The sequence below is a fragment of the Kaistia hirudinis genome (assembly GCF_014196455.1).
GTDB classification, from domain to species: domain Bacteria; phylum Pseudomonadota; class Alphaproteobacteria; order Rhizobiales; family Kaistiaceae; genus Kaistia; species Kaistia hirudinis.
This window is the reverse complement of sequence record NZ_JACIDS010000004.1, coordinates 46,452-65,542: the sequence shown is the minus strand read 5'-3', so window position 1 is coordinate 65,542 and position 19,091 is coordinate 46,452. Positions and strand designations below refer to the sequence as shown.

15 protein-coding genes are annotated in these 19,091 nt (G+C 67.5%); 8 read left to right on the top strand and 7 right to left on the bottom strand.

Annotated features, from left to right (window positions below; all coding sequences use genetic code 11):
* Window positions 1–151 precede the first annotated feature (151 nt).
* The 6 genes from GGR25_RS15050 to GGR25_RS15025 all read left to right on the top strand — a co-directional run bounded on the left by GGR25_RS15050 (window position 152) and on the right by GGR25_RS15025 (window position 8,882).
* Window positions 152–1,015, top strand: a complete 864-nt coding sequence (locus GGR25_RS15050) for an amidohydrolase family protein (protein ID WP_183399669.1) — start codon at window positions 152–154, stop codon at window positions 1,013–1,015.
* Window positions 1,012–2,547, top strand: coding sequence for an ATP-binding cassette domain-containing protein (locus tag GGR25_RS15045; RefSeq protein WP_183399668.1), 1,536 nt, complete (start codon window positions 1,012–1,014; stop codon window positions 2,545–2,547). Before GGR25_RS15050 ends, GGR25_RS15045 begins: the two co-directional genes overlap by 4 nt.
* Window positions 2,544–3,530, top strand: coding sequence for an ABC transporter permease (locus GGR25_RS15040; protein WP_183399667.1), 987 nt, complete (start codon window positions 2,544–2,546; stop codon window positions 3,528–3,530). The genes GGR25_RS15045 and GGR25_RS15040 overlap by 4 nt, the downstream gene beginning before the upstream one ends.
* Entirely contained in the window at window positions 3,527–4,534 is a 1,008-nt protein-coding gene (locus tag GGR25_RS15035) for an ABC transporter permease (RefSeq protein WP_183399666.1), read from the top strand. Before GGR25_RS15040 ends, GGR25_RS15035 begins: the two co-directional genes overlap by 4 nt.
* A 35-nt stretch (window positions 4,535–4,569) precedes the next feature.
* Complete coding sequence (locus tag GGR25_RS15030; protein ID WP_183399665.1) at window positions 4,570–5,571, top strand: substrate-binding domain-containing protein; 1,002 nt, start codon at window positions 4,570–4,572, stop codon at window positions 5,569–5,571.
* Between the two features lie 362 nt (window positions 5,572–5,933).
* Window positions 5,934–8,882 carry an autotransporter outer membrane beta-barrel domain-containing protein gene (locus GGR25_RS15025; RefSeq protein ID WP_183399664.1) on the top strand — a complete coding sequence of 983 codons (2,949 nt, stop codon included), beginning with the start codon at window positions 5,934–5,936 and terminating at the stop codon, window positions 8,880–8,882.
* A 69-nt stretch (window positions 8,883–8,951) separates the two neighbouring features.
* Here GGR25_RS15025 and GGR25_RS15020 read toward each other — a convergent pair whose 3' ends face one another.
* Window positions 8,952–9,977: an aldo/keto reductase gene (locus GGR25_RS15020; RefSeq protein ID WP_183399663.1), complete on the bottom strand. Its 1,026-nt coding sequence runs from the start codon at window positions 9,975–9,977 to the stop codon at window positions 8,952–8,954.
* Window positions 9,978–10,243: 266 nt separating this feature from the next.
* Here GGR25_RS15020 and GGR25_RS15015 point away from each other — a divergent pair, with 266 nt between their 5' ends.
* A complete protein-coding gene (locus GGR25_RS15015) occupies window positions 10,244–11,284 on the top strand; it encodes a LacI family DNA-binding transcriptional regulator (RefSeq protein ID WP_183399662.1) in 1,041 nt (346 codons plus the stop codon).
* 15 nt (window positions 11,285–11,299) lie between these two features.
* On the opposite strand, the gene GGR25_RS15010 is transcribed toward GGR25_RS15015, so the two are convergent.
* Complete coding sequence (locus tag GGR25_RS15010) at window positions 11,300–12,613, bottom strand: alpha/beta hydrolase (RefSeq protein ID WP_183399661.1); 1,314 nt, start codon at window positions 12,611–12,613, stop codon at window positions 11,300–11,302.
* Window positions 12,614–12,905: 292 nt separating this feature from the next.
* Between GGR25_RS15010 and GGR25_RS15005 the strand changes: the two genes are divergently transcribed.
* Window positions 12,906–15,392: a tetratricopeptide repeat protein gene (locus GGR25_RS15005; protein ID WP_183399660.1), complete on the top strand. Its 2,487-nt coding sequence runs from the start codon at window positions 12,906–12,908 to the stop codon at window positions 15,390–15,392.
* A 76-nt stretch (window positions 15,393–15,468) separates the two neighbouring features.
* Here GGR25_RS15005 and GGR25_RS15000 read toward each other — a convergent pair whose 3' ends face one another.
* From GGR25_RS15000 to GGR25_RS14980, 5 genes are all read right to left on the bottom strand, one after another.
* Window positions 15,469–16,065: an OmpA family protein gene (locus GGR25_RS15000; protein WP_183399659.1), complete on the bottom strand. Its 597-nt coding sequence runs from the start codon at window positions 16,063–16,065 to the stop codon at window positions 15,469–15,471.
* 34 nt (window positions 16,066–16,099) lie between these two features.
* A complete protein-coding gene (locus GGR25_RS14995; RefSeq protein ID WP_246409825.1) occupies window positions 16,100–16,522 on the bottom strand; it encodes a hypothetical protein in 423 nt (140 codons plus the stop codon).
* A gap of 268 nt (window positions 16,523–16,790) precedes the next feature.
* On the bottom strand, window positions 16,791–17,351 hold the full coding sequence (locus GGR25_RS14990) for a LysE family translocator (protein ID WP_183399658.1): 561 nt from the start codon (window positions 17,349–17,351) through the stop codon (window positions 16,791–16,793).
* Window positions 17,352–17,452: 101 nt separating this feature from the next.
* Complete coding sequence (locus GGR25_RS14985) at window positions 17,453–18,124, bottom strand: SGNH/GDSL hydrolase family protein (protein WP_183399657.1); 672 nt, start codon at window positions 18,122–18,124, stop codon at window positions 17,453–17,455.
* Window positions 18,125–18,143: 19 nt separating this feature from the next.
* On the bottom strand, window positions 18,144–19,091 hold the full coding sequence (locus GGR25_RS14980) for an ABC transporter permease (RefSeq protein WP_183399656.1): 948 nt from the start codon (window positions 19,089–19,091) through the stop codon (window positions 18,144–18,146).

Sequence of the window (19,091 nt, the reverse complement as noted above, 5' to 3'; positions counted from 1 at the left end):
TTGCGATTCCCCCCTTGACCTTGGATGCGTTGCGTGTTGACGTTTACACGGGATCGATGCCGCTGTGACGAGACATGAAGAACGGCATCGAAGGGAGGAATGGCGTGAGGACGTCCGATCGAATCGTGTCGGCGGCGGGAGCGGCGTAGGCATGCCGACCGTCCCGATCATCGACACGCACCTGCATCTGTGGGACCCGGCGCGCCTGCGGTACGACTGGCTGTCGGGCAATGCCGTGCTGGACCGGCCCTACCGGCTCGCCGATTACGATCAGGCGACGGAAGGGCTCGACATCGCCGCCATGGTCTTCCTCCAGTGCGAGGTCGATCCGCGCCAGTATCGCGAAGAGGCCGACTGGGTGGCGGCGCTGGCGCTCGAGGATCCGCGCATTCAGGGCCTCGTCGCCTGGGCTCCGCTGGAGAAGGGCGCGGCCGTCACCGACGATCTCGCTCACCTCGCGCGCCACGACATTCTGCGCGGCATCCGCCGCATCATCCAGTTCGAGGACGATCTCGATTTCTGCCTGCGGCCCGATTTCATTGCGGGCGTGCGGACGCTGGCCGAGTTCGGCCTCTCCTTCGATATCTGCATCGACCACCGCCACATGGCGAACACGCTCAAATTCGCGGCGGCGATTCCGGAAGTGCCGATGATCCTCGATCATATCGGCAAGCCGGCGATCCGGGCGGGGGTGATGGAGCCCTGGGCCAGCCAGATGCGCGAACTGGCTGCGCTGCCGCATGTCCATTGCAAGATCTCCGGCGTCGCCACCGAGGCCGACCACGCCGCGTGGCGCGAGGACGACCTCGCCCGCTACGTCGATGTCGCCATCGAGGCCTTCGGCTTTGATCGCGTCATGTTCGGCGGCGACTGGCCCGTGGCCGTGCAGGCCATCGGCTATCGCGACTGGACCGACCTGCTGGACCGGCGCCTTGCCGGCGTTGGGCAAGCCGATCTCGCCCGGTTCTGGAACGGCAACGCCGCGCGCTTCTATCGTCTGGAGCCCCTGACGTGAGCACACCCGGCACAGGACCGCTCGTCGCGGCACGCGGCATTTCGAAATCCTTCGGCGGCGTCGAGGTGCTGCGCAATGTCGATCTCGACCTGGCAGTCGGGGAGATCCACGCGCTGCTGGGCGAGAACGGCGCCGGCAAATCGACCTTCGCGAAGATCCTCGCCGGCGTGCACAGGCCGACGCAGGGCACGATCAGCCTGGCGGGCAGCCCCGTCGAGATCGGCAGCCCGATCGACGCGCAGAGGCTCGGCATCACGCTCATCCATCAGGAGCCGCTGTCCTTCCCCGATCTCTCCGTGGCGGAGAACCTCGTCATCGGCCAGGCCGGTGGCTCGCCGCTGAAGCGGGTGCGCTGGTCAGAGCTCGCCGAGAACGGCAAGCGCCTCATGAGCCTCCTGGGCGTCGCGATCGACGTGCGCCAGCCGATGCGCGGCCTCTCCATCGCCGACCAGCAGATGGTCGAGATCGCGCGGGCGCTGGCCTCGGACAGCCGCCTGATCATCATGGACGAGCCGACCGCGGCGCTGACGCCGAAGGAGGTCGAGACGCTGTTCGTGATCGCGCGGCGCCTCCGCGCGGAAGGCCGCACGATCGTCTTCATCTCGCATCGCCTGGAGGAAGTCCGCGCCATCTGCGACCGCGTGACGATCTTCCGCGACGGCGAGAAGATCGAGACGGCGCCGACCGCGAGCCTCAGCGACGCCGACATCATCCGCCGCATGATCGGCCGGCCGCTCGGCGAGTTCATCCATCGCGGCACGAGCCATGTCGGCGCGGTCGCCCTCTCGGTCAGCGGCCTCACCCTGCCAGGCCGGTTCGAGAACATTTCCTTCGACGTGCGCAAGGGCGAGATCGTCGGCCTCGGCGGCCTCGTCGGCGCCGGCCGCACCGATGTCGCGCGCGCCATCTTCGGCGTCGCGCCCGCCGCCTCGGGCAGCATCGCCGTCAATGGCAAGCCGGTCGCCATCCGCGAGCCGACCGACGCCATCGCGAATGGCATCGCTTTCGTCCCGGAGGACCGCGCCATCGCCGGCATCTTCCGCACGCTCTCGGTCGAATCCAACATCACCGCCGCGGTCCCGGACCGGATCGCCCCGCATGGGCTGATCCGCCGTGCGGCGGAAAAGGCGATCGGGCTCGAACAGGTGCGGAAGCTCCGCATCCGCCTCGCCTCGCTGCGCCAGCCGATCGGCGAGCTCTCCGGCGGCAACCAGCAAAAGGCGATCCTCGCGCGCTGGCTGCTCTCCGAGCCGGAGATCCTGATCCTCGACGAGCCGACGCGCGGCATCGATATCGGCGTCAAGGCCGAGTTCTACGAGATGATCGGCGATCTGGCCGCGGCCGGGCGCGCCATTCTGCTGATCTCGTCGGAACTGCCGGAGTTGCTCGCCCTGTCGAACCGCATCCTCGTCATGTGCGAGGGCCGTCTCACGGCGGAGATTCCGCGCGCCGAGGCGACGCAGGAGGCGATCATGCAGGCCGCCGTGCCCCGCTCCGGCGTCCACAGCCATTCCGCCGGAGCCGCAGCATGAGCCTCGTCCGCCGCCTCGCCCGCGCCCGCGAAGCCGGCATCCTCGTGATGCTGGTCCTGTTCTCGCTCGTCGTCGGGCTGATCGAGCCACGCTTCCTCTCCGGCGAGACCGTCCGGATCGTGCTGCTCGCCATCCCGCTCATCATGGTCGCCGCCATGGGCGAGATGATGGTCCTGCTCGCGCGCCATGTGGATCTCTCGATCGGCTCGATCCTCGGCTTCTCGGCGATCGCAGCTGGCATGGTGTTTCGCGATCACCCGGAATGGCCGCTCTTCATCGGCTTCGCCGTTGCGATCCTCTCTGGCGCCGCGCTCGGCTTCGTGAACGGGCTGATCGTGACGCTGTTCCGCCTGCCCTCGATCATCGTCACGCTCGGCACGCTCAGCCTCTATCGCGGACTGCTCTTCATCCTCTCCGGCTCGAAGCAGATCGATCCCAACGACATTCCCGAGCCGATCATCCGCATGGCGCAGACCTCGCCCTTCGGGATTCCCTGGATCGTGATCATCGCCTTCGCCGTGGCGCTCGCGACCTGGCTGTTCCTGACCTTCACGCAGGTCGGCCGCCAGATCTACGCGATCGGCTCCAACCCCGGCGCGGCGCCACTGCGCGGCATCCGCGTGGTGCCGGTGACGATCCTCGTCTTTACACTCTCCGGGGCGCTGGCGGGCCTCGCCGGCATCATCTATGCGGCGCGCTTCGGCTATGTGAACCCAGGCATCACGGGCGTTGGCTTCGAGTTCACCGTGATCGCGGCCGTGGTGATCGGCGGCGTCTCGATCAATGGCGGCATCGGCTCGGTCGCCGGCACCATGCTCGGCGTCCTGTTCCTCGGCGCCGTGCAGGTCGCGCTGCCGATCCTCGGCGTCTCCGGCTTCTGGCAGAACGCCATCTATGGCGGGATCATCCTGATCGCGCTCGTCATCGACCGCACCGTCCGCGCCGGCGGCATCCGCGGACTTCTGGCGCGGGGGACGGCATGAGCGCGAGCGAACAGAGACAGGGCGTCAACCAGGCCGGACGCGAATCCGCCGCGGCCAAGCCGCGCTGGAAGATCCTGCTCGTACGTCCGGAGAGCGTCACCTTCGTGCTGCTCATCCTGGCGACGATCGTCGCCTCGCACCTCTCGCCCTTCTTCGCCGATCTCGGCTTCATCCTGGAAAGCTCGACCTATTATATCGAGTTCGCCATCGTCGCCCTGGTGCTGACGCTGGTGATCATCGCCGGCGAAATCGATCTTTCGCCCGCCGCCATGATGGCGCTCACCGCCTGCATCTTCGGAACGGTGCTGAAGGCCGGCGCGCCGGTGCCGCTCGCCATGGCCGCGAGCCTCGTCTCGGGCCTCGCCCTCGGCGCCTTCAACGGCTTCTTCGTCACCGTGCTGCGCCTGCCCTCGATCATCGTGACCATCGGCACGCTGATCCTCTATCGCGGCCTCGCGCAGGTGCTGGCCGGCGACAAGTCGATCGGCTCGTTCCCGTCCTGGTTCGTCGGCATCGACTACCGCATGGTCGGCATCGTGCCGGTGCCGGTGATCATCTTCGTCCTCGCCTCGATCGCGCTCGGCCTCTTCCTCGGCATCACGATCTATGGCCGCCAGATCTACCAGATCGGCACCAGCGAGATGGCGGCGATCCACGCCGGCATCCGCGTGCGTCGGATCAAGATGGGGCTCTTTCTCGCCTCAGGCCTCGTCAGTTCGATCGCCGGGCTGATGACCGCCTCGCGCCTCGGCTCGGTGCGCTACGACCTCGCCTCGGGCGGCGAGCTCACCATGGTGCTGATCGTGATGCTCGGCGGCACCTACATTTTCGGCGGCCGCGGCTCGATCCTCGGCACGTTCCTCGCCACCTGGCTGCTCGTCATCATCGCCACCGGCATGACCGTCGCCAACATCGCCATCAATGCGCAGCTCACAGTGATGGGCCTGCTGCTCATCGTCTCGATCGTCGCAACCAACTGGATCTATGCCCGCAGCCAGCGCTAGCGGGAATCGACCATCAGCAAAGGGAGGAAACCAACATGCTGAGGAACAAGTGGATGCTCGTCGCCGCGCTCGGCGCGAGCCTTTTGACCGGCGCGGCCTATGCCGCCGACCCGGTGAAGATCGTCTACATCCCGAAGAACACGGGCAATCCTTACTTCGATTCGATCATCAAGGGCTTCGAGGACGGCTGCAAGAAGCTCGGCTGCGAGTTCACCACCGTCGCCCCGGCCACCGCCGAGGCGACCTCGCAGATCCCGTTCCTGACCGCGCAGCTGCAGCGCGGCGTCGACGTGGTCGCGATCTCGCCCAACAGCCCGGATGCGCTCAACCAGGTGTTCGACCGCGCCCGCTCCAAGGGTACGATCATCCTCTCGGTGAATTCCGACATGCCGGGCAATGAGGATCATCGCGACGCGGCGATCCTCCCGGTCGATTTCACCAAGACCGGCCCCTCGCAGGTCGAGCTGCTCGGCTCGCAGATCGGCTATGAGGGCGACATCGCGATCCTCTCGGCGACCACCGACGCCCCCGACCAGAATGTCTGGATCGCGGCGATGAAGGACACGCTCGAGAAGGATCCGAAATACGCCAAGATGAAGCTGGTCACGATCGCCTATGGCGACGATGACCCGCAGAAGTCGACGACCGAGGCGGAAGCCCTCCTCGCCAACTATCCGAACCTCAGGGGCATCATCTCGCCGACCACGGTCGGCGTCGCGGCCGCCGCGCAGGTCGTCGAGACCGCGAAGAAGGCCGACAAGGTCAAGGTCGTCGGGCTCGGCACACCGAACCAGATGCGCCGCTTCATCGAGAACGGCACGGTCGACGCGTTCCAGCTCTGGAGCCCGTACAATGAGGGCCTGCTCGCCGCCTATTTCGCGGTCGGCGTCAAGAACGGCACGATCAAGAACGAGGCCGGCACGGTCGTCGAGGTTCCCGAGCTCGGCAAGGTCACGATCGGCGACAAGAGCGTCCTGAAGACGCAGGCCGATCTCACCACCTTCGACAAGAAGAACATCGGCGACTTCAACTTCTAGAAGATCGCCACCCTTCCTGAATGAAACTTCGACGGAGGCGCCAGCGTATCGGCGCCTCCTTTTTTGTTTCCGGTGCCTGCCGGCCAACGCGGCTGCGGAGGACGCCATGCATCGACGGGCCATCTCGGCGCGGGATCGGTCATTGGTCCTGTCCCATTCGAGATCAGACAGAATTTAGGGCCAAATTTCTCCAGGGCGACCCAGTCAAAATCGCCCGCAACAACCCCTTCCGCTTGATATTCCGATCAAAAACATCACGGACGGCAAATATTCTGCGCCGGATCATGGCGCGGCATCGCCTGATGGACTGTTGCTCTATAGCCTTCCCTGAACGTCGAATCAGAACGCTTGGGGGGAGCATCATGACAATTGACCGATCGGACATACGGTGCCCGGCAGGAGCCTGGACCCTGCTTGTCGCGGGTCTGAGCGCCGGCGCTGCCGTCACGCCGGCACGCGCGGAGACGCCCCTCCTGTTCAGCTATGTCACGCTGAACTATGGCGATACCGACACGTTCCTGACCGGCATTCGCGGCGACAACATCGTCGGCAACTATGTCATCCCCGGCACCACCGAGACGGGGGGCCTCTATTACAACATGACCTCCGGCACCTGGTCCGCCATGCCGGTGGCGACGCCGAACGGTGTCAACTTCCCCGGCGCGATCGGATCCTCGCCCTATGGTCCGAGCTTCGGCACGCCGTCGGGCATATTGCGGACGGTGGGCAGCTACCAGACCGAGGCGTCCGCGCCCTATGATCTCAGCTATCTCTATGACGGCGCCGCGGCGCCGGGCCAGCAGATCACCTATCTCGCCTATCCCGGCAGCCCCGGCGAGAACACGCTCTTCACGATCGCGCACAGCAATTTCGGCAATCAGGTCGTCGGCGATTACGACACCGATCTCGCGACCGGAAACGCCTTCATCTACAATATCGACACCGGCACCTACACGAACAACAACGTTCCCGGCGCGATCAGCACGACGGCCTACGGCATCTATGGCGACAAGATTGCCGGCGGCTATGCGGCAATCGACCAGGGGTCGGGCCTGTCGCTCGAGCACGGCTACATCTACGACCAGACCACCGGCACCTATACGACCTATGATCACCCCGGCGCGGTCGCGACGCATTTCGAAGGCATCACGGGCGCCGGGCGGGCAGGCGAATATAATCTCGTCGCAAACTGGATCACGGCCGACGGCGTGACGCATCCCGCGGTCCTGCATGTCGCGGCCGACGGCTCCACCACCTGGTACGAGATCGACATTCCGGGCGACGTCGTCTCGTCCAACTCCGCCTATGGCGACAATGTCGTCGGCGTCTATCTCGCGAACGGCAAGATCAATGGCTACGTCGCCACGATCCCCGGCATGTACAACCCGATCCGCAACACGCAGACGCTGACGTCGACCGCCGACGATGACGCCGTTCTGTCGGGCATCAAGGGCGACGACATCGTCAATGAAGGCACGATCAACGTCAGCGGCGCGCGGGGCCTTGCCATCCGGGGCGACACCTATGGCGTATTGACCAACAAGGGCAGCGTCATGGCGTCCGGCTTGGCTGGCGCCGCGGTCGACATGCACGGCAACTACGGAACCCTGCTGAACTCCGGCACCCTGCAAGCAAGCTTCGAGGCCGATGCATTGCGCACCGGCGAGGACAGCAAGGGCAGCGTGATCGTCAACACCGGCATCATCGATGGCCGGATCGCGGCGATGGGCGGCGCCGACAAGCGGTTCGAGAACAGCGGCTGGATCGGCGTGACCGGGACAGGCGTGACGATCACTGACCTGTTTCGCGGAACCTTCGTCCAGACCGCCGCGGGCACACTCGCAGTGCGCGTGAGAGACGAGGGGAACGATAATCTCTACGTCGCCGGAACCGTGCGCCTCGCCGGCACGCTGGAAGCGGACTTCCAGACCTCGAACCTCCTCAAGTCCTACACCGTTGTCGGGGCCACGGAGGGCGTCACCGGTGCATTCGACGCTGTCGCGACGCAGGGTCTGCCGGCTCTGTTCGCGGCGACGGTCGGCTATACCCCGACAGAGGCCATGCTGAACGTCGCCGCCAACCTCGCCGGTCAGCCCGGCAATACGGCAAACCAGAGCGCCGTCGGCGGCGCCATCGACGGCATCATCAACAATACCGGCGACAATACGCTCGCCCCGCTGCCGACGGCGCTGAGCCCGCTCTATGCGCTGAGCGCCAGCCAACTGCCTGCCGCCCTCGGCGCACTGTCCGGCGAAGGCTATGCGAGCGAGCAGACGGTGCTGGCGGGCGACAGCCTCTATAGCCGACAGGCGCTGCTCGGCCGGCTGCGCCAGGGTTCCTATGGCGGCCAGGGCGGCGCCATGGCGTCGCTTTCCGATGGCGGTCCGACGCTCGCCTATGCGGAAGGCACCAAGCAGCCCGCCTCGGTCGAGGCGCTGGGCTATGCGACCACGGAAGGCGGCGCGCGGTCGGCCGGAGCCTCGGGCACGACGCTCTGGGGCCAGGCCTTCGGCGGCTGGGCCGATCTCGACGGCAGCGCCGGAACGTCCGACGTCAGCGAGAGCATTGGCGGCATCATCTCGGGCGCCGATATCCGCGTCGACAACTGGCTGCTCGGCGGCGCGCTCGGCTATTCCCAGTCCAATGCCGATGTCGCGGCACTCGGCAGCTCGTTCAAGGTCGACAGCTTCCTGCTCGCCCTCTATGGCGGCACGCAGGCCGGACCGGTGAACTTCCGCTTCGGCGGCAGCTACGCCTTCAACCAGATCAATGCCGATCGCACCATCGCCTATCCCGGCTTCCTGCAGCAGGCGAGCGCGCAATATGACGGCAGCACCGCGCAGGTCTTCGGCGAAGTCGGCTATGGCCTCGCGGTCCAGTCGGTCGCGCTCGAACCGTTCGCCGGCCTCGCCTTCGTCAATGTCAACACTGACGGCTTCGCCGAGACGGGCGCGTCCGCCGGGCTGACGGGAACGGCCGATAGCATGGGCGTCGGCTATGGCACGCTCGGCATCCGGGCGGCGACGACCATCGCGCTTTCCGGCGGCGCCGTGCTGCAGCCGCGCGCGTCCGTGGCCTGGCAATATGCCTTCGCCGACATCACGCCGACCGCGCAGATGGCTTTCCTGACGACGCCGAGCGCCAATTTCTCCGTCGTCGGCACGCCGCTGGCGGAGAACACGGCCCTGCTCGAGCTCGGCGCCGACCTGCTGGTCGCGCCGCATGCCCGCCTTGGCCTCTCCTATATCGGCCAGTTCGCGCAGGATGTGAGCGACAACGCGGTCCAGGCCAATCTGGCCTGGAGCTTCTGACAGTCTGAGCGGCAAATATCTGCGGAGACGGATCCTGAATGATCCGCCTCCGCAAAGGCGAGCGAAAGCCTAGGGCGTCGGCGCGTCGGCGCGGATCAGGCCTTCATGCTTCAGTTCGGCCCACAGATCGTTCGGGATCGCGGTGCGGACATAGTCGAGATTGGTCTTCACCTGGTCCGGGCGGATGGCGCCGGGGATGACCGAGGTGACCGCCGGGTGATGCAGCGGGAACTGGATCGCGGCCGCCGGCAGCGGCACGCCGTGGCGCTGGCACACCGCGTCGATCCGGCGGGCCTTTTCAAGCACTTCGGGCGTCGGATCGAAATAGTTGTACTTGGCGCCCGGCACAGGTCCGGTCGCGTAGAGGCCCGACGAGAACACGCCGCCGATGACGATGCCGACGCCCTTCTGCTCGCAGAGCGGCAGCTCGGCCGTGAGCGTCTCCTGCTCGCCGAGCGTATAGCGCAGCGCAAGCAGGAAATAATCGAGGTCGAAGAGTTCGAGGAATCGCGGGATCAGGCCGAGCTCATTGATGCCTGCGCCGATGGCGCCGATCCGGCCCGCTGCCCGCAGATCCGAAAGCGCACGGAAACCGCCATTGGCGAGTTGCGTGAAGCCGGCCTGCACCATCGGCTCGGAGCCGCGATGCCACCAGTCGAGATCGTGGATGACCAGCATGTCGACCCGGTTCATGCCGAGCCGCTGCAGGCTGTCCTCATAGGCGCGCATCACGCCGTCATAGGAATAGTCGAAATAATGGTCGAAGTGCAGGCCGCCCGACCAGAAGCCGGTGTCGAAGGAATCCGGATGCGCCACCGGCGCGCGCAGGATGCGGCCGACCTTGGTCGAAAGGATCACCTCGCCGCGCGGCTTCGCATAGAGAAAGCGCCCGACGCGGTGCTCGCTCTGGCCGCGGCCGTACCAGGGCGCGGTGTCATAGAAGCGCACGCCCTCGTCCCAGGCCGTCGAGAGCACGGATTCCGCATCGGATTCGCTGATCTTCGTGAAAAGCTCGCCGAGCGGCGCGGTGCCGAGACCGATCTGCGGCAGTTCGATCCTGGAGCGGCCGAGCCGCCGCTTCTTGAACGGATCCATATGTCTCCTCCTCGATTCGGATCCCGGCGGCACGGCCGAGCCGTCGCCGGGCGACGTCATTCCACCCGTCGGCATCAAAGGCCATCATCGTGTAAACGTCAACACGTAACGCAGGGCCGCGATCGATCGTGGAGCACCTGCCGGTCATAGCCAATCATCCTTGATTTCTCTCGTTTTAGCTGGCAGTTTCACCGTCGGAGAAAACGCGACAGCGAATTCCAGCCGGCCAGCAAGCGCCGGGCAAGGGATGGAGGCATGTAAACGTTATGTCGGGCCGCGCCGGGTTCGGACGAAGCCGCCTGCCGACGATCCACGAGGTGGCGGCCAGCGCCGGCGTTTCGATCGGCACGGTGTCGCGCGTGGCCTCCGAGAGCCCGCGCGTCGCGCCGGAAACGCGGGCCCGCGTCCTCGCGGCGATGGCCGAGCTCGGCTACCAGCCGAACGCCGCGGCGCGCGCCATGCGCACCAACCAGACCAAGACGATCGGCTTCCTGATCCCGGACATGACCAACCAGGTCTTTGCCCGCGTGGCGCAGGGCGCGGAAACGGTGCTGGCGCCGGAAGGCTACATGCTTTTCGCCTTCTCCTCCAACCGTTCGCCCGAACGTGAGGTCGAGTTCCTGCAGGCCGCCCGCCAGCGCCGCATGGACGGGCTGATCGTGACACTCTCCGACGAGACCGCGGCGGCGCCGATCCGCGAGATCGGCCGCATGGGCGTGCCGATCGTGGTGCTCGACCGCGAGATCCCGGTCGAGGCCGACATCGTCTATTCCGAGCACATCCAGTCGATCGAGACGATCGTGCAGCAGCTCGCCGAGCTGGGGCACCGGCGGATCGGCCTCGTCGCCGCCTCGGAGAAGATCCGTCCCGGGCGCGACCGCGTCACCGGCTATCGCCGCGCGATCGCGAAGGCGGGGCTGGAGGCGGATGAATGGCTGATCCGCGCGCGCACGCAGAGCGCCGAATATGGCGCGGCCGAGACCTATGACCTGCTCTCGGGCCCCAACCCGCCGACCGCCATCCTCGCGGCCGGCAGCGACATCTTCCCCGGCGCGCTGCGCGCCGTCCGCATGATGGGCCTCTCGATCCCCGACGACATCTCCTTCGTCGGCGCGGACGATCCCGTGCTGGGGGAGCTCGTCTTCCCGCCGATCACGGTGATCGACCGCGACATGGCCGAGGTCGGACGACAGGCCGCCGGGCTGCTGATCGATCGGCTGAAAAGCCTCGAGGGCCCGCCGCGTCGGATCATGCTCCCGTCGACCATCACGTTGCGCGCCTCGCTGGCAGCGCCGCGCCGTCGTTAAGAGATACGGCCGGCGCTATCCGGGTGCTGCTTGCCCCGTGGCCGTTACGACCGGCGCGCCGCCGGGCGTCTCGATCAGGCGCCAGAACGGCCGGCGGATCTCGACCAGCGGACGACCGGGGTCTCCGGCCTTCAGCCCATCGCGGATGAGGGCGACGAGGTCGGCCTTCACCGCCGGATCCGAGACGAAATAGCTGTGGCCGATCCAGCCGGCATTGCCGGTATATTCGATGAAGTCGATCCACTCGGCGAGCTGCGCGCCATTCGCCTGGGCGAACGGCCTGGCCGCGGCGCGCTTGGTCAGGCTCAACTGGCCAAGACGCGCCTGGCTGCCGAAGATCCGGCCGGAAATGCCGAGCGCGCGATCCTTGGGCGAGGAATAGACCGTGAGCTGGAACGAGCCCTGCCGCAGCGGCGCGGCGGGATCGTGCCCCGCGACGCGTTGCAGATCCGGATCGGAGCCGAAGCCGAACAGCTTGGTGGTCGCGACATCAAGATCGATATCGGCCGCGAACAGGACGATGTTCTCGACCTTGTAGCGCTGCGCGAAGGACGAGCCCGAGGCATAGGCCTCGATGCTCAGCTGCTGCAGCGCGGAGGCCAGCACATCCGTGCCGCGGCTATGGCCGATGAAATGCACCTTCTGGACGCCGGGCGTCGTCGCGATGATGCGGATCGCCTTCTTCACGTCGGCCACGGCGAACTCGCCGGATTCGCGATCGATATTGTAGCCGAAGAACGCGCCGCCCGAGCCTCCCGCCGGCCAGGTCAGCGCGACGCAGACGAAGTCGCGCAGCGCGCGGCAGAGGCTGCCGGTGGTCTCGACCGAGTCGTCGAAATCATTGGCGTAGCCATGAATGAAGAACACGACCTCCTTGCGCGGTGCCTTGGCGAGGCTTTGCGAAACCTCGGCCCGCAGCGCGGCGGCGGCGCGGTCATGGGCGGCGAGCGCCGCCGGGGCGCGGCGCACGGCACCGGGAAGGACATCCATGGCATAGGGCGTGGTCGGAAACGCACCCGCCTCGCTCACCCGTTCGACGCCGAGCGCCGGCTGGCCGCCGGGACCCGTCCGGCTCTCCTCGCGCAGCACCACCTCGCCGAAGCGCATGACCTTGGAGCGCTTGGTGCCATAGGAGATCGCGCCATCGGGCGAAGTGACCTGCGCCCGGTCGGTAACATAGAGGACATCGACGGTGCGGGCGGACGGGTTTGCGACGGATGCGCGCTCGCCCATCGTCGGCGGACCGCTGGTGGAGCAGGCGGCGAGCGCCAGCACGAACAGCATGCCGACAACCCGCGGAATCAGCGAGCGGATGCGCGCCCGTTCCATGCCCCTAGCCCCCCGGCGGGGGCCCGACCGGCCCCAACCTGCCGCACGCCCCCAAAGCGAACCAATGCACAGGACGGAATGCCGCACAAGAGCGCGACCCGAGCGCCCCGGCCGATCGGCGCGCCCTGTCCGTGAATTGGTTTCCGAGGCATCACCGGCGGGGCGGAACGGCCCACTACGGCGTGGTCCGTCACCCGATTGCAACCATCCTCGTCTCGTGGCGACCTTCGGCGCGATTGGTTTGCGGCGCCGGTCCGGCTAGCATCAGTCCCGGTCATGGGAGGAGCGCGACTTGGCGAAGAAGGCGAAGAAGACGGGGGCTCCGGCGCGCGCTGCTCCGCCGAAGCCGGCGCCCGCGCCTCTCCCGCCGCCCCGTGCCCGCCGGCGCTGGCTGCTCCCGGCCATTGGCGGCCTCGTCGTGCTGCTCGCCGTCCTCGGCGTCGGCGCCTTCGAGACGATGCAGCGCGGACCGGCCGAGACGGCCGTCGTAACCCCACCGCCCTCGCCCGTGCCGCCGGCGAGCCCGTCCCCCGCGCCCGCCGCCAGTCCGACACCGGCGCTGACTCCAGCCGCCTTCGTCGGCGGCGAAGCCTGCGCCGCGTGCCATGCGAGCGAGACGGCCGCCTGGAAGGGCTCGCACCATGCGCTCGCCATGCAGCATGCGAGCGCCGCGACCGTGCTCGGCGATTTCGCCGATGCGAATTTCGAGAAGGATGGCGTGACGACGCATTTCTCGAAGCGCGGCGACGCGTTCTGGGTGTCGACGGACGGGCCGGACGGCAAGCCGCACGACTACCGCATCGCCTTCACCTTCGGCATCGCGCCGCTGCAGCAATATCTCGTCGAGTTCGGCAAGGGCCGGCTGCAGGCCCTGCCGGTCGCGTGGGATACGCGGCCGAAGGAGAAGGGCGGCCAGCGCTGGTTCCACCTCTATCCGAACGACCATCTGAAGGCCGGCGACGCACTGCACTGGACGGGCCTCCAGCAGAACTGGAACTTCATGTGCGCCGACTGCCATTCGACCGGCCTTCAGCGCAACTACGATCCCAAGACGGATTCCTTCGCGACCGCCTGGTCGGATGTGAGCGTCACCTGCGAGGCCTGTCACGGACCCGGCTCACGGCATGTCGCCTGGGCCAAGGATGGCGCCAAGCCCGGCGATGACGGCCTGACGGTCCGCCTCGACGAGCGCCGCGACGTGACCTGGACGCTGAATGAGGCGACCGGCAACAGCACCCGCTCGGTGCCGCGCACGACCAGCGTCGAGCTGCAGGTCTGCGCGCGCTGCCATTCGCGCGGCGGACCGATCTGGAATTCACCCGCCGCCTCGACCACGATCGGCGACATCCATCATGTCGCCGCGCTCGACCAGGGCCTCTATTTCCCGGACGGGCAGATCCGCGACGAGGTGTTCGAATATGGCTCCTTCCTGCAGAGCCGCATGAACCATGCCGGCGTCACCTGCTCCGATTGCCACGAGCCGCACAGCGCGACGCTGCGCGCACCCGGCAATGGCGTCTGCCTGCAATGCCATGAGGCGACGAAGTTCGACGTCATCGCGCATACGCATCACGCGGCGGGAACCGACGGCGCTTTGTGCGCGAACTGCCACATGCCGGAGCGCACCTATATGGTCGTGGACCCGCGCCGCGATCACTCGATCCGCATCCCGCGCCCCGATCTTTCGGTGGGCCTCGGCACGCCCAATGCCTGCACCACCTGCCACACCGACCGTGACGCCGCCTGGGCCGCCGCGGCGGTGAAATCCTGGTTCCCGCATCCCTCCGCACCGTTCCAGACCTATGCCGCCCTGCTCGACGCCGGCGACAAGGGCGCGCCGGGCGCGCGGGTGGCGCTGCTCGCCTTCGCGGCGGATCCGTCGGGTCCCGGCATCGCCCGCGCCAGCGCGCTCGACCGGCTCGACACGATCACCAATGCGGCGGACCTCGCGACGCTGCGCCGCCTGCTGGGCGATGCGGACCCGCTGGTGCGCCGCTCGGCGGCCGGCGTCTATGCGCGCCTGCCGGCCGATGTGCAACTGGATCTCCTCCCCGTGCTCGACGATCCCGTGCGCGATGTGCGCCTCGCCGTCGTGCCGCCGCTCGCCGCGCTGCCGGCGGATCGGCTGACACCGGCCGCGCAGGCAAAGCGCGCAGCGGCAATCCAGGAATATGTGACGGCACAGAATTCCAATGCCGACCGGCCGGAGGCGCATCAGAATCTCGGCCAGCTCTATGCGGTGACAGGCCGGCTGCCCGAGGCGGTCGCCGAGTTCCAGACGGCGATCCGCCTCGATCCGACCTTCGTGGCGGCACCGATCGCGCTGGCCGATCTCTATCGCAGCAGCGGTCGCGACGCCGAAGGGGAGGCCGTTCTTCGCGCTGCGGTGGAGGCCAATCCCGGCGAGGCGGGGCCGCATGGCGCGCTGGGGCTCTGGCTGGTCCGGGCCGGGCGCGGCGGCGAAGCGCTCGCGGAACTGAAGCTGGCGGCGGAGATGGGGAGCGCCGATCCGCGCAATGCCTATGTCTATGCCGTGGCGCTGTCGAGCGCGGGCCTGCGCCCGCAGGCGATGGCCGTGCTGGAAGCGGGCCTCGCCCGCCATCCCTATGACCGCGACATGCTGATCGCCGGAGCGACCTTCGGGCGCGACGCGGGCGACATCGAAGCGGCGCGACGCTATGCGCAGACCCTGGCCGAACTGGAGCCGCAGGACCCTTCGGTCGCCGCGCTGCTCAAGGCGCTCGAGGGCGCGCCGATGCAGGGCGGGCCGCTGCGCTGATCAAAGTGAGGTGGCCGCAGCGCGGCCACCCGATCTTGCCGCTCGCCCGTGGACCGGGCGAGGCTGGATTCCCGACTTACTTGCCGGGGAGATACTTGCCGATGGTGAAGACCTGGACGCGACGATTGATCGGGTTGGTCGGGTCCTTCGGCGTCTCGAGCGATTCCTCGCCGAGACCAACGGCCTCGACGCGGTTCGGATCGACATTGTAGGTCGTGACCAGCGCCGAGACGACGGCATCGGCGCGCGCCTGCGACAAAGCGAGATTGTCCTGGCGATTGCCCGTCGTATCGGTATTGCCGGCGACGACGAACTTGTAGCCGAGCAGCAGCGGATGATGCAGCGCATCCGCGATCGAGCCGATCGTCTGATAGGATTCGGGACGGATGATCGCCGAATTGAGCGCGAACTGGATCTGCACGTCGATCTGCGGCAGCGCAGCGACGAGCTGCAGCGGCTTCCAGGTGATCGGCATGCCGGGATTGTCGGCCATGTGCTGCTGGACGGCCTGCTTGATCAGGTCGGCCGTCAGGGGCTGAGCCGAAGGCGCGCTGCCGGCGCTCGACAGGCTCTGGATGATCTGGCTCTCGGTGAGAGCGGTCTGCGCGGAAGCCGCGGCGATGGGGCTGACAAGCGCGACAGCGATGGCGATGGCGCCAATACGGGACATCATGATGGATCTGGTCCTAGATTGAGGGGCCACGGGCTCAGCGCCAGCCGGCATCGGTGAGCGCCTGATTACAGGCAGCGCCGACGACCTTCGAGGCAGCGAGCAGGCAGTCCAGATAATGCGCCTGGCCGGGCTCCGTGCCCTGGCAGTAATTGGCCGCCGCATTGCGGCACGCCTTCGGAGCGGCTTCCTGCGCGGCTTCACGCTTGGCGATCGAGGCGACGACGGTCTTGTAGTCGGCGATGCACTGCGGGCTGATCTTGGTCTCGAACTGGACCATGCAGTCCTTCACGCCGCCACCGCCGAGATTGGCCTTGGGGCAGTACTTCTCGATGTCCTTGCCGCAGCTCTGCGCCAGCAGCGCGCCGGCCTGGGCGTAGCTCATGGTCTGCGCCGTGGCGGCGCCGATCCCCGCACTGGCGAGAATCGCGGCGGCGAGGCCGATGGTCGCGAATTTCATGGATCTTCCCTTCCCCGATGGTGTTCCGGCCTCCTGGCGGAGGCTGATCGCGCGGGCAGGCAGCGGTCGCGATTCGCACCGCCGCACCGGACCCGAGCGTCGCAGAGCACGCTATGGTCCGGTCCCGGCTGTCAACTCCAGAACGCGACAGCGCGGCGATAAATTGCGCCGCCAGGGCCGCCGCGAAGATCGGCCCTGGGGCCGGGGCGCCGCCGCGCCCCGAGTGGTCCCTGCCGACGCCCGTCATCGAGGCCCGGACGAGGTGCTCCTAGATCGACGCCATGCTCGCGACCGCCGCGATTGAGAAGCCGCCGAGGACGATCGCCGCCGCCTTGTAGGCGTGCTTGCGGATGCCCTGCGGCAGCAGCGCGCCGAGCAGGACCCATCCCATGCCGGCGGCGATCGACAGCGCGACATAGGTTCCGATCCAGAGCGGCGCCGCCCCGCCGACATCGCCCGGGATCAGGATCGTCCCGACCAGCATCGCCTTGGGATTGACCATCGTCGTCAGCAGGACACGCGCGAACGAGGACCGGCCGCCAGACCCGCCGCGCGGAAACGGCTCGACCCAGAGCCGATAGGCCGAATAGGCGAGCCAGACGGCGGCGATCAGCCTGATCGCGCCCATCGCGACGGGATCGGCGCGGACAAGGCTCGCGCAAGCGACGAAGATGCCGATGGCGACCGCATAGCCGAGCGCCTCTGCGAGCGGCAGGACCGCTGCCTTCCGAAAGCCGGCGGATGCGCCGCAGGCCGCGAGTATCGTGTTGGTCGGTCCGGGGGTGAGCAGGAGCGCCGTCGAAGCCGCGATGAAGCCGAAAGTGACCATGAGCCGATCTGATCGATTGTCTTGCGACGATCTTAGACGGCTCGCGGCGGGGCCTCCATGATCCAGATCATCCGCCCCCGCCCCTTCCGCTTCGTGCAGCCTCAGGCGGCGAGCCGCCGGTCGAGGATTTCCGCGACCTTGACGGCGAGCGCGGTCCCGAGCGCCGCATTATTCTCGGCCGTGAAATGAATCCCATCGACGCCGCCGGTCGTCACGCAGCTGCCGGCATCGAAGAAATCGACCTTCATGAACGAGGCGAGCGAGCGATATTGCGCGGCGAGCGCCACGGTCTTTTCGCGGCCGCCCTCGAACATGCCCTGGAACCAGCTATGCGGCATGTCCGCCAGCGGCGGCGGCGCGACGACGAGGACCTGCGGCGCCGGATAGACGGTGCCGACGCCGCCAGCCGAGGTCAGCACCTGGCCGACCAGCTTGGACATGCCGAGCGCGATCTCGTAGGGCGTGCGGCGGTAATAGCTCTTGGTGTCGTTCGTCCCGAGCATGATGACGACGAGGTCGAGCGGCAGGTGGCTGGCGAGCGCCGTCGGCAGATAGGCCGAGCCATTGAGGCGCGGATCGATCGGGTCGTCGATCGAGGTGGTGCGCGCGCTCAGGCCTTCCTCGATGATCTCGTAGTCCGGGCCGAGCGCGGAAGCCATCACGCCGGTCCAGCGCTGCTCGAAGGGGAAGCGAACGGTCGGCGCCCCCTCCGGCACCGCAACCCATCCCCATGTCAGCGAGTCGCCGAAGCAGAGAATTCGCCTGGTCGTCATCGAAGCCTAGCCTCCTTCTTCAATTCACTTTTGTCCTGACGCCATAGAAGACGGCGGCGAGGAGGATGATGCAGCCCTGGACCACGAGCTTGCCGGGCTCCTGGATGCCGAGCGAGGTCATGACGACGAAGAGCAGCGCAAAGCAGAGCACGCCGACGAACGGTCCCCAGACCCCGGCGCCGCGCCCGAAGATCACGCCGCCGAGGATGGTCGCGGCGATCGAGTTCATGACGAGCTCGGGGCCGAAACGCACGCTGCCGACGGCGATCGACGCGGTCTGGACGAGGCCGGCGAGCGCCGACATGAAACCGGCGATGATGTGCGCGGCGACGACGGTGCGCTCGACGGGGACGCCGGAGAAATGCGCCGAGACGGGGTTGCTGCCGATCGACGCCACGAAGCGGCCGAAGACGCTGCGCGACAGAACGAGGCTCATCGCAATCGCTAGCCCGACCCAGAAGATCAGCGGCGCCGGAACGCCGGCGGGGCGCGCATTGTAGAGATTGCGGAAGAAGGCCGGGACGTCGCCCGGCGGCTTGCCGTTAGCGAGATATTCGACGAGGCCGATCAGGACGATGCTGACGGCGAGGGTGACGATCACCGCCGAGGCTCGCCGCTTGCCGACGAGGAAGCCGTTGACGCTGCCGACGGCCAGCCCGATCAGCAGGCAGATCCCGATGACGGCGAGCGGATCGATGCCGCCGAGCAGGCCCGACGAGATCAGATAGTTGACGAGCAGGATGACGCCGCCCGCCGACAGGTCGATCGAGCGCGACGAGATCACGAGCAGCTGGCCAAGCACGACGATGCCGAGCGGCACGACCTGGCGGGCGAAGGTCCCCAATATGTTGGGGTTCATCATCGCCGGCTTCAGGACCCAGAGCGCGCCGAGCAGCACGATGAACACGACATAGGAGGGCGGGATGCGCGTGGCGGCCCGCAGGACCGGGTGGCGGAGAGCGCTCAT

What these genes read in the sequence shown, in the direction of transcription:
- GGR25_RS15030 (WP_183399665.1), top strand. Translation starts at nt 4,570, where the DNA reads ATGCTGAGGAACAAGTGGATGCTCGTCGCCGCGCTCGGCGCGAGCCTT.
- GGR25_RS15020 (WP_183399663.1), bottom strand. Translation starts at nt 9,977, where the DNA reads ATGGATCCGTTCAAGAAGCGGCGGCTCGGCCGCTCCAGGATCGAACTG.
- GGR25_RS15015 (WP_183399662.1), top strand. Translation starts at nt 10,244, where the DNA reads ATGTCGGGCCGCGCCGGGTTCGGACGAAGCCGCCTGCCGACGATCCAC.
- GGR25_RS14980 (WP_183399656.1), bottom strand. Translation starts at nt 19,091, where the DNA reads ATGAGCGCTCTCCGCCACCCGGTCCTGCGGGCCGCCACGCGCATCCCG.
- GGR25_RS14995 (WP_246409825.1), bottom strand. Translation starts at nt 16,522, where the DNA reads ATGAAATTCGCGACCATCGGCCTCGCCGCCGCGATTCTCGCCAGTGCG.
- GGR25_RS15010 (WP_183399661.1), bottom strand. Translation starts at nt 12,613, where the DNA reads ATGGAACGGGCGCGCATCCGCTCGCTGATTCCGCGGGTTGTCGGCATG.
- GGR25_RS15000 (WP_183399659.1), bottom strand. Translation starts at nt 16,065, where the DNA reads ATGATGTCCCGTATTGGCGCCATCGCCATCGCTGTCGCGCTTGTCAGC.
- GGR25_RS14985 (WP_183399657.1), bottom strand. Translation starts at nt 18,124, where the DNA reads ATGACGACCAGGCGAATTCTCTGCTTCGGCGACTCGCTGACATGGGGA.
- GGR25_RS15040 (WP_183399667.1), top strand. Translation starts at nt 2,544, where the DNA reads ATGAGCCTCGTCCGCCGCCTCGCCCGCGCCCGCGAAGCCGGCATCCTC.
- GGR25_RS15025 (WP_183399664.1), top strand. Translation starts at nt 5,934, where the DNA reads ATGACAATTGACCGATCGGACATACGGTGCCCGGCAGGAGCCTGGACC.
- GGR25_RS15050 (WP_183399669.1), top strand. Translation starts at nt 152, where the DNA reads ATGCCGACCGTCCCGATCATCGACACGCACCTGCATCTGTGGGACCCG.
- GGR25_RS15035 (WP_183399666.1), top strand. Translation starts at nt 3,527, where the DNA reads ATGAGCGCGAGCGAACAGAGACAGGGCGTCAACCAGGCCGGACGCGAA.
- GGR25_RS14990 (WP_183399658.1), bottom strand. Translation starts at nt 17,351, where the DNA reads ATGGTCACTTTCGGCTTCATCGCGGCTTCGACGGCGCTCCTGCTCACC.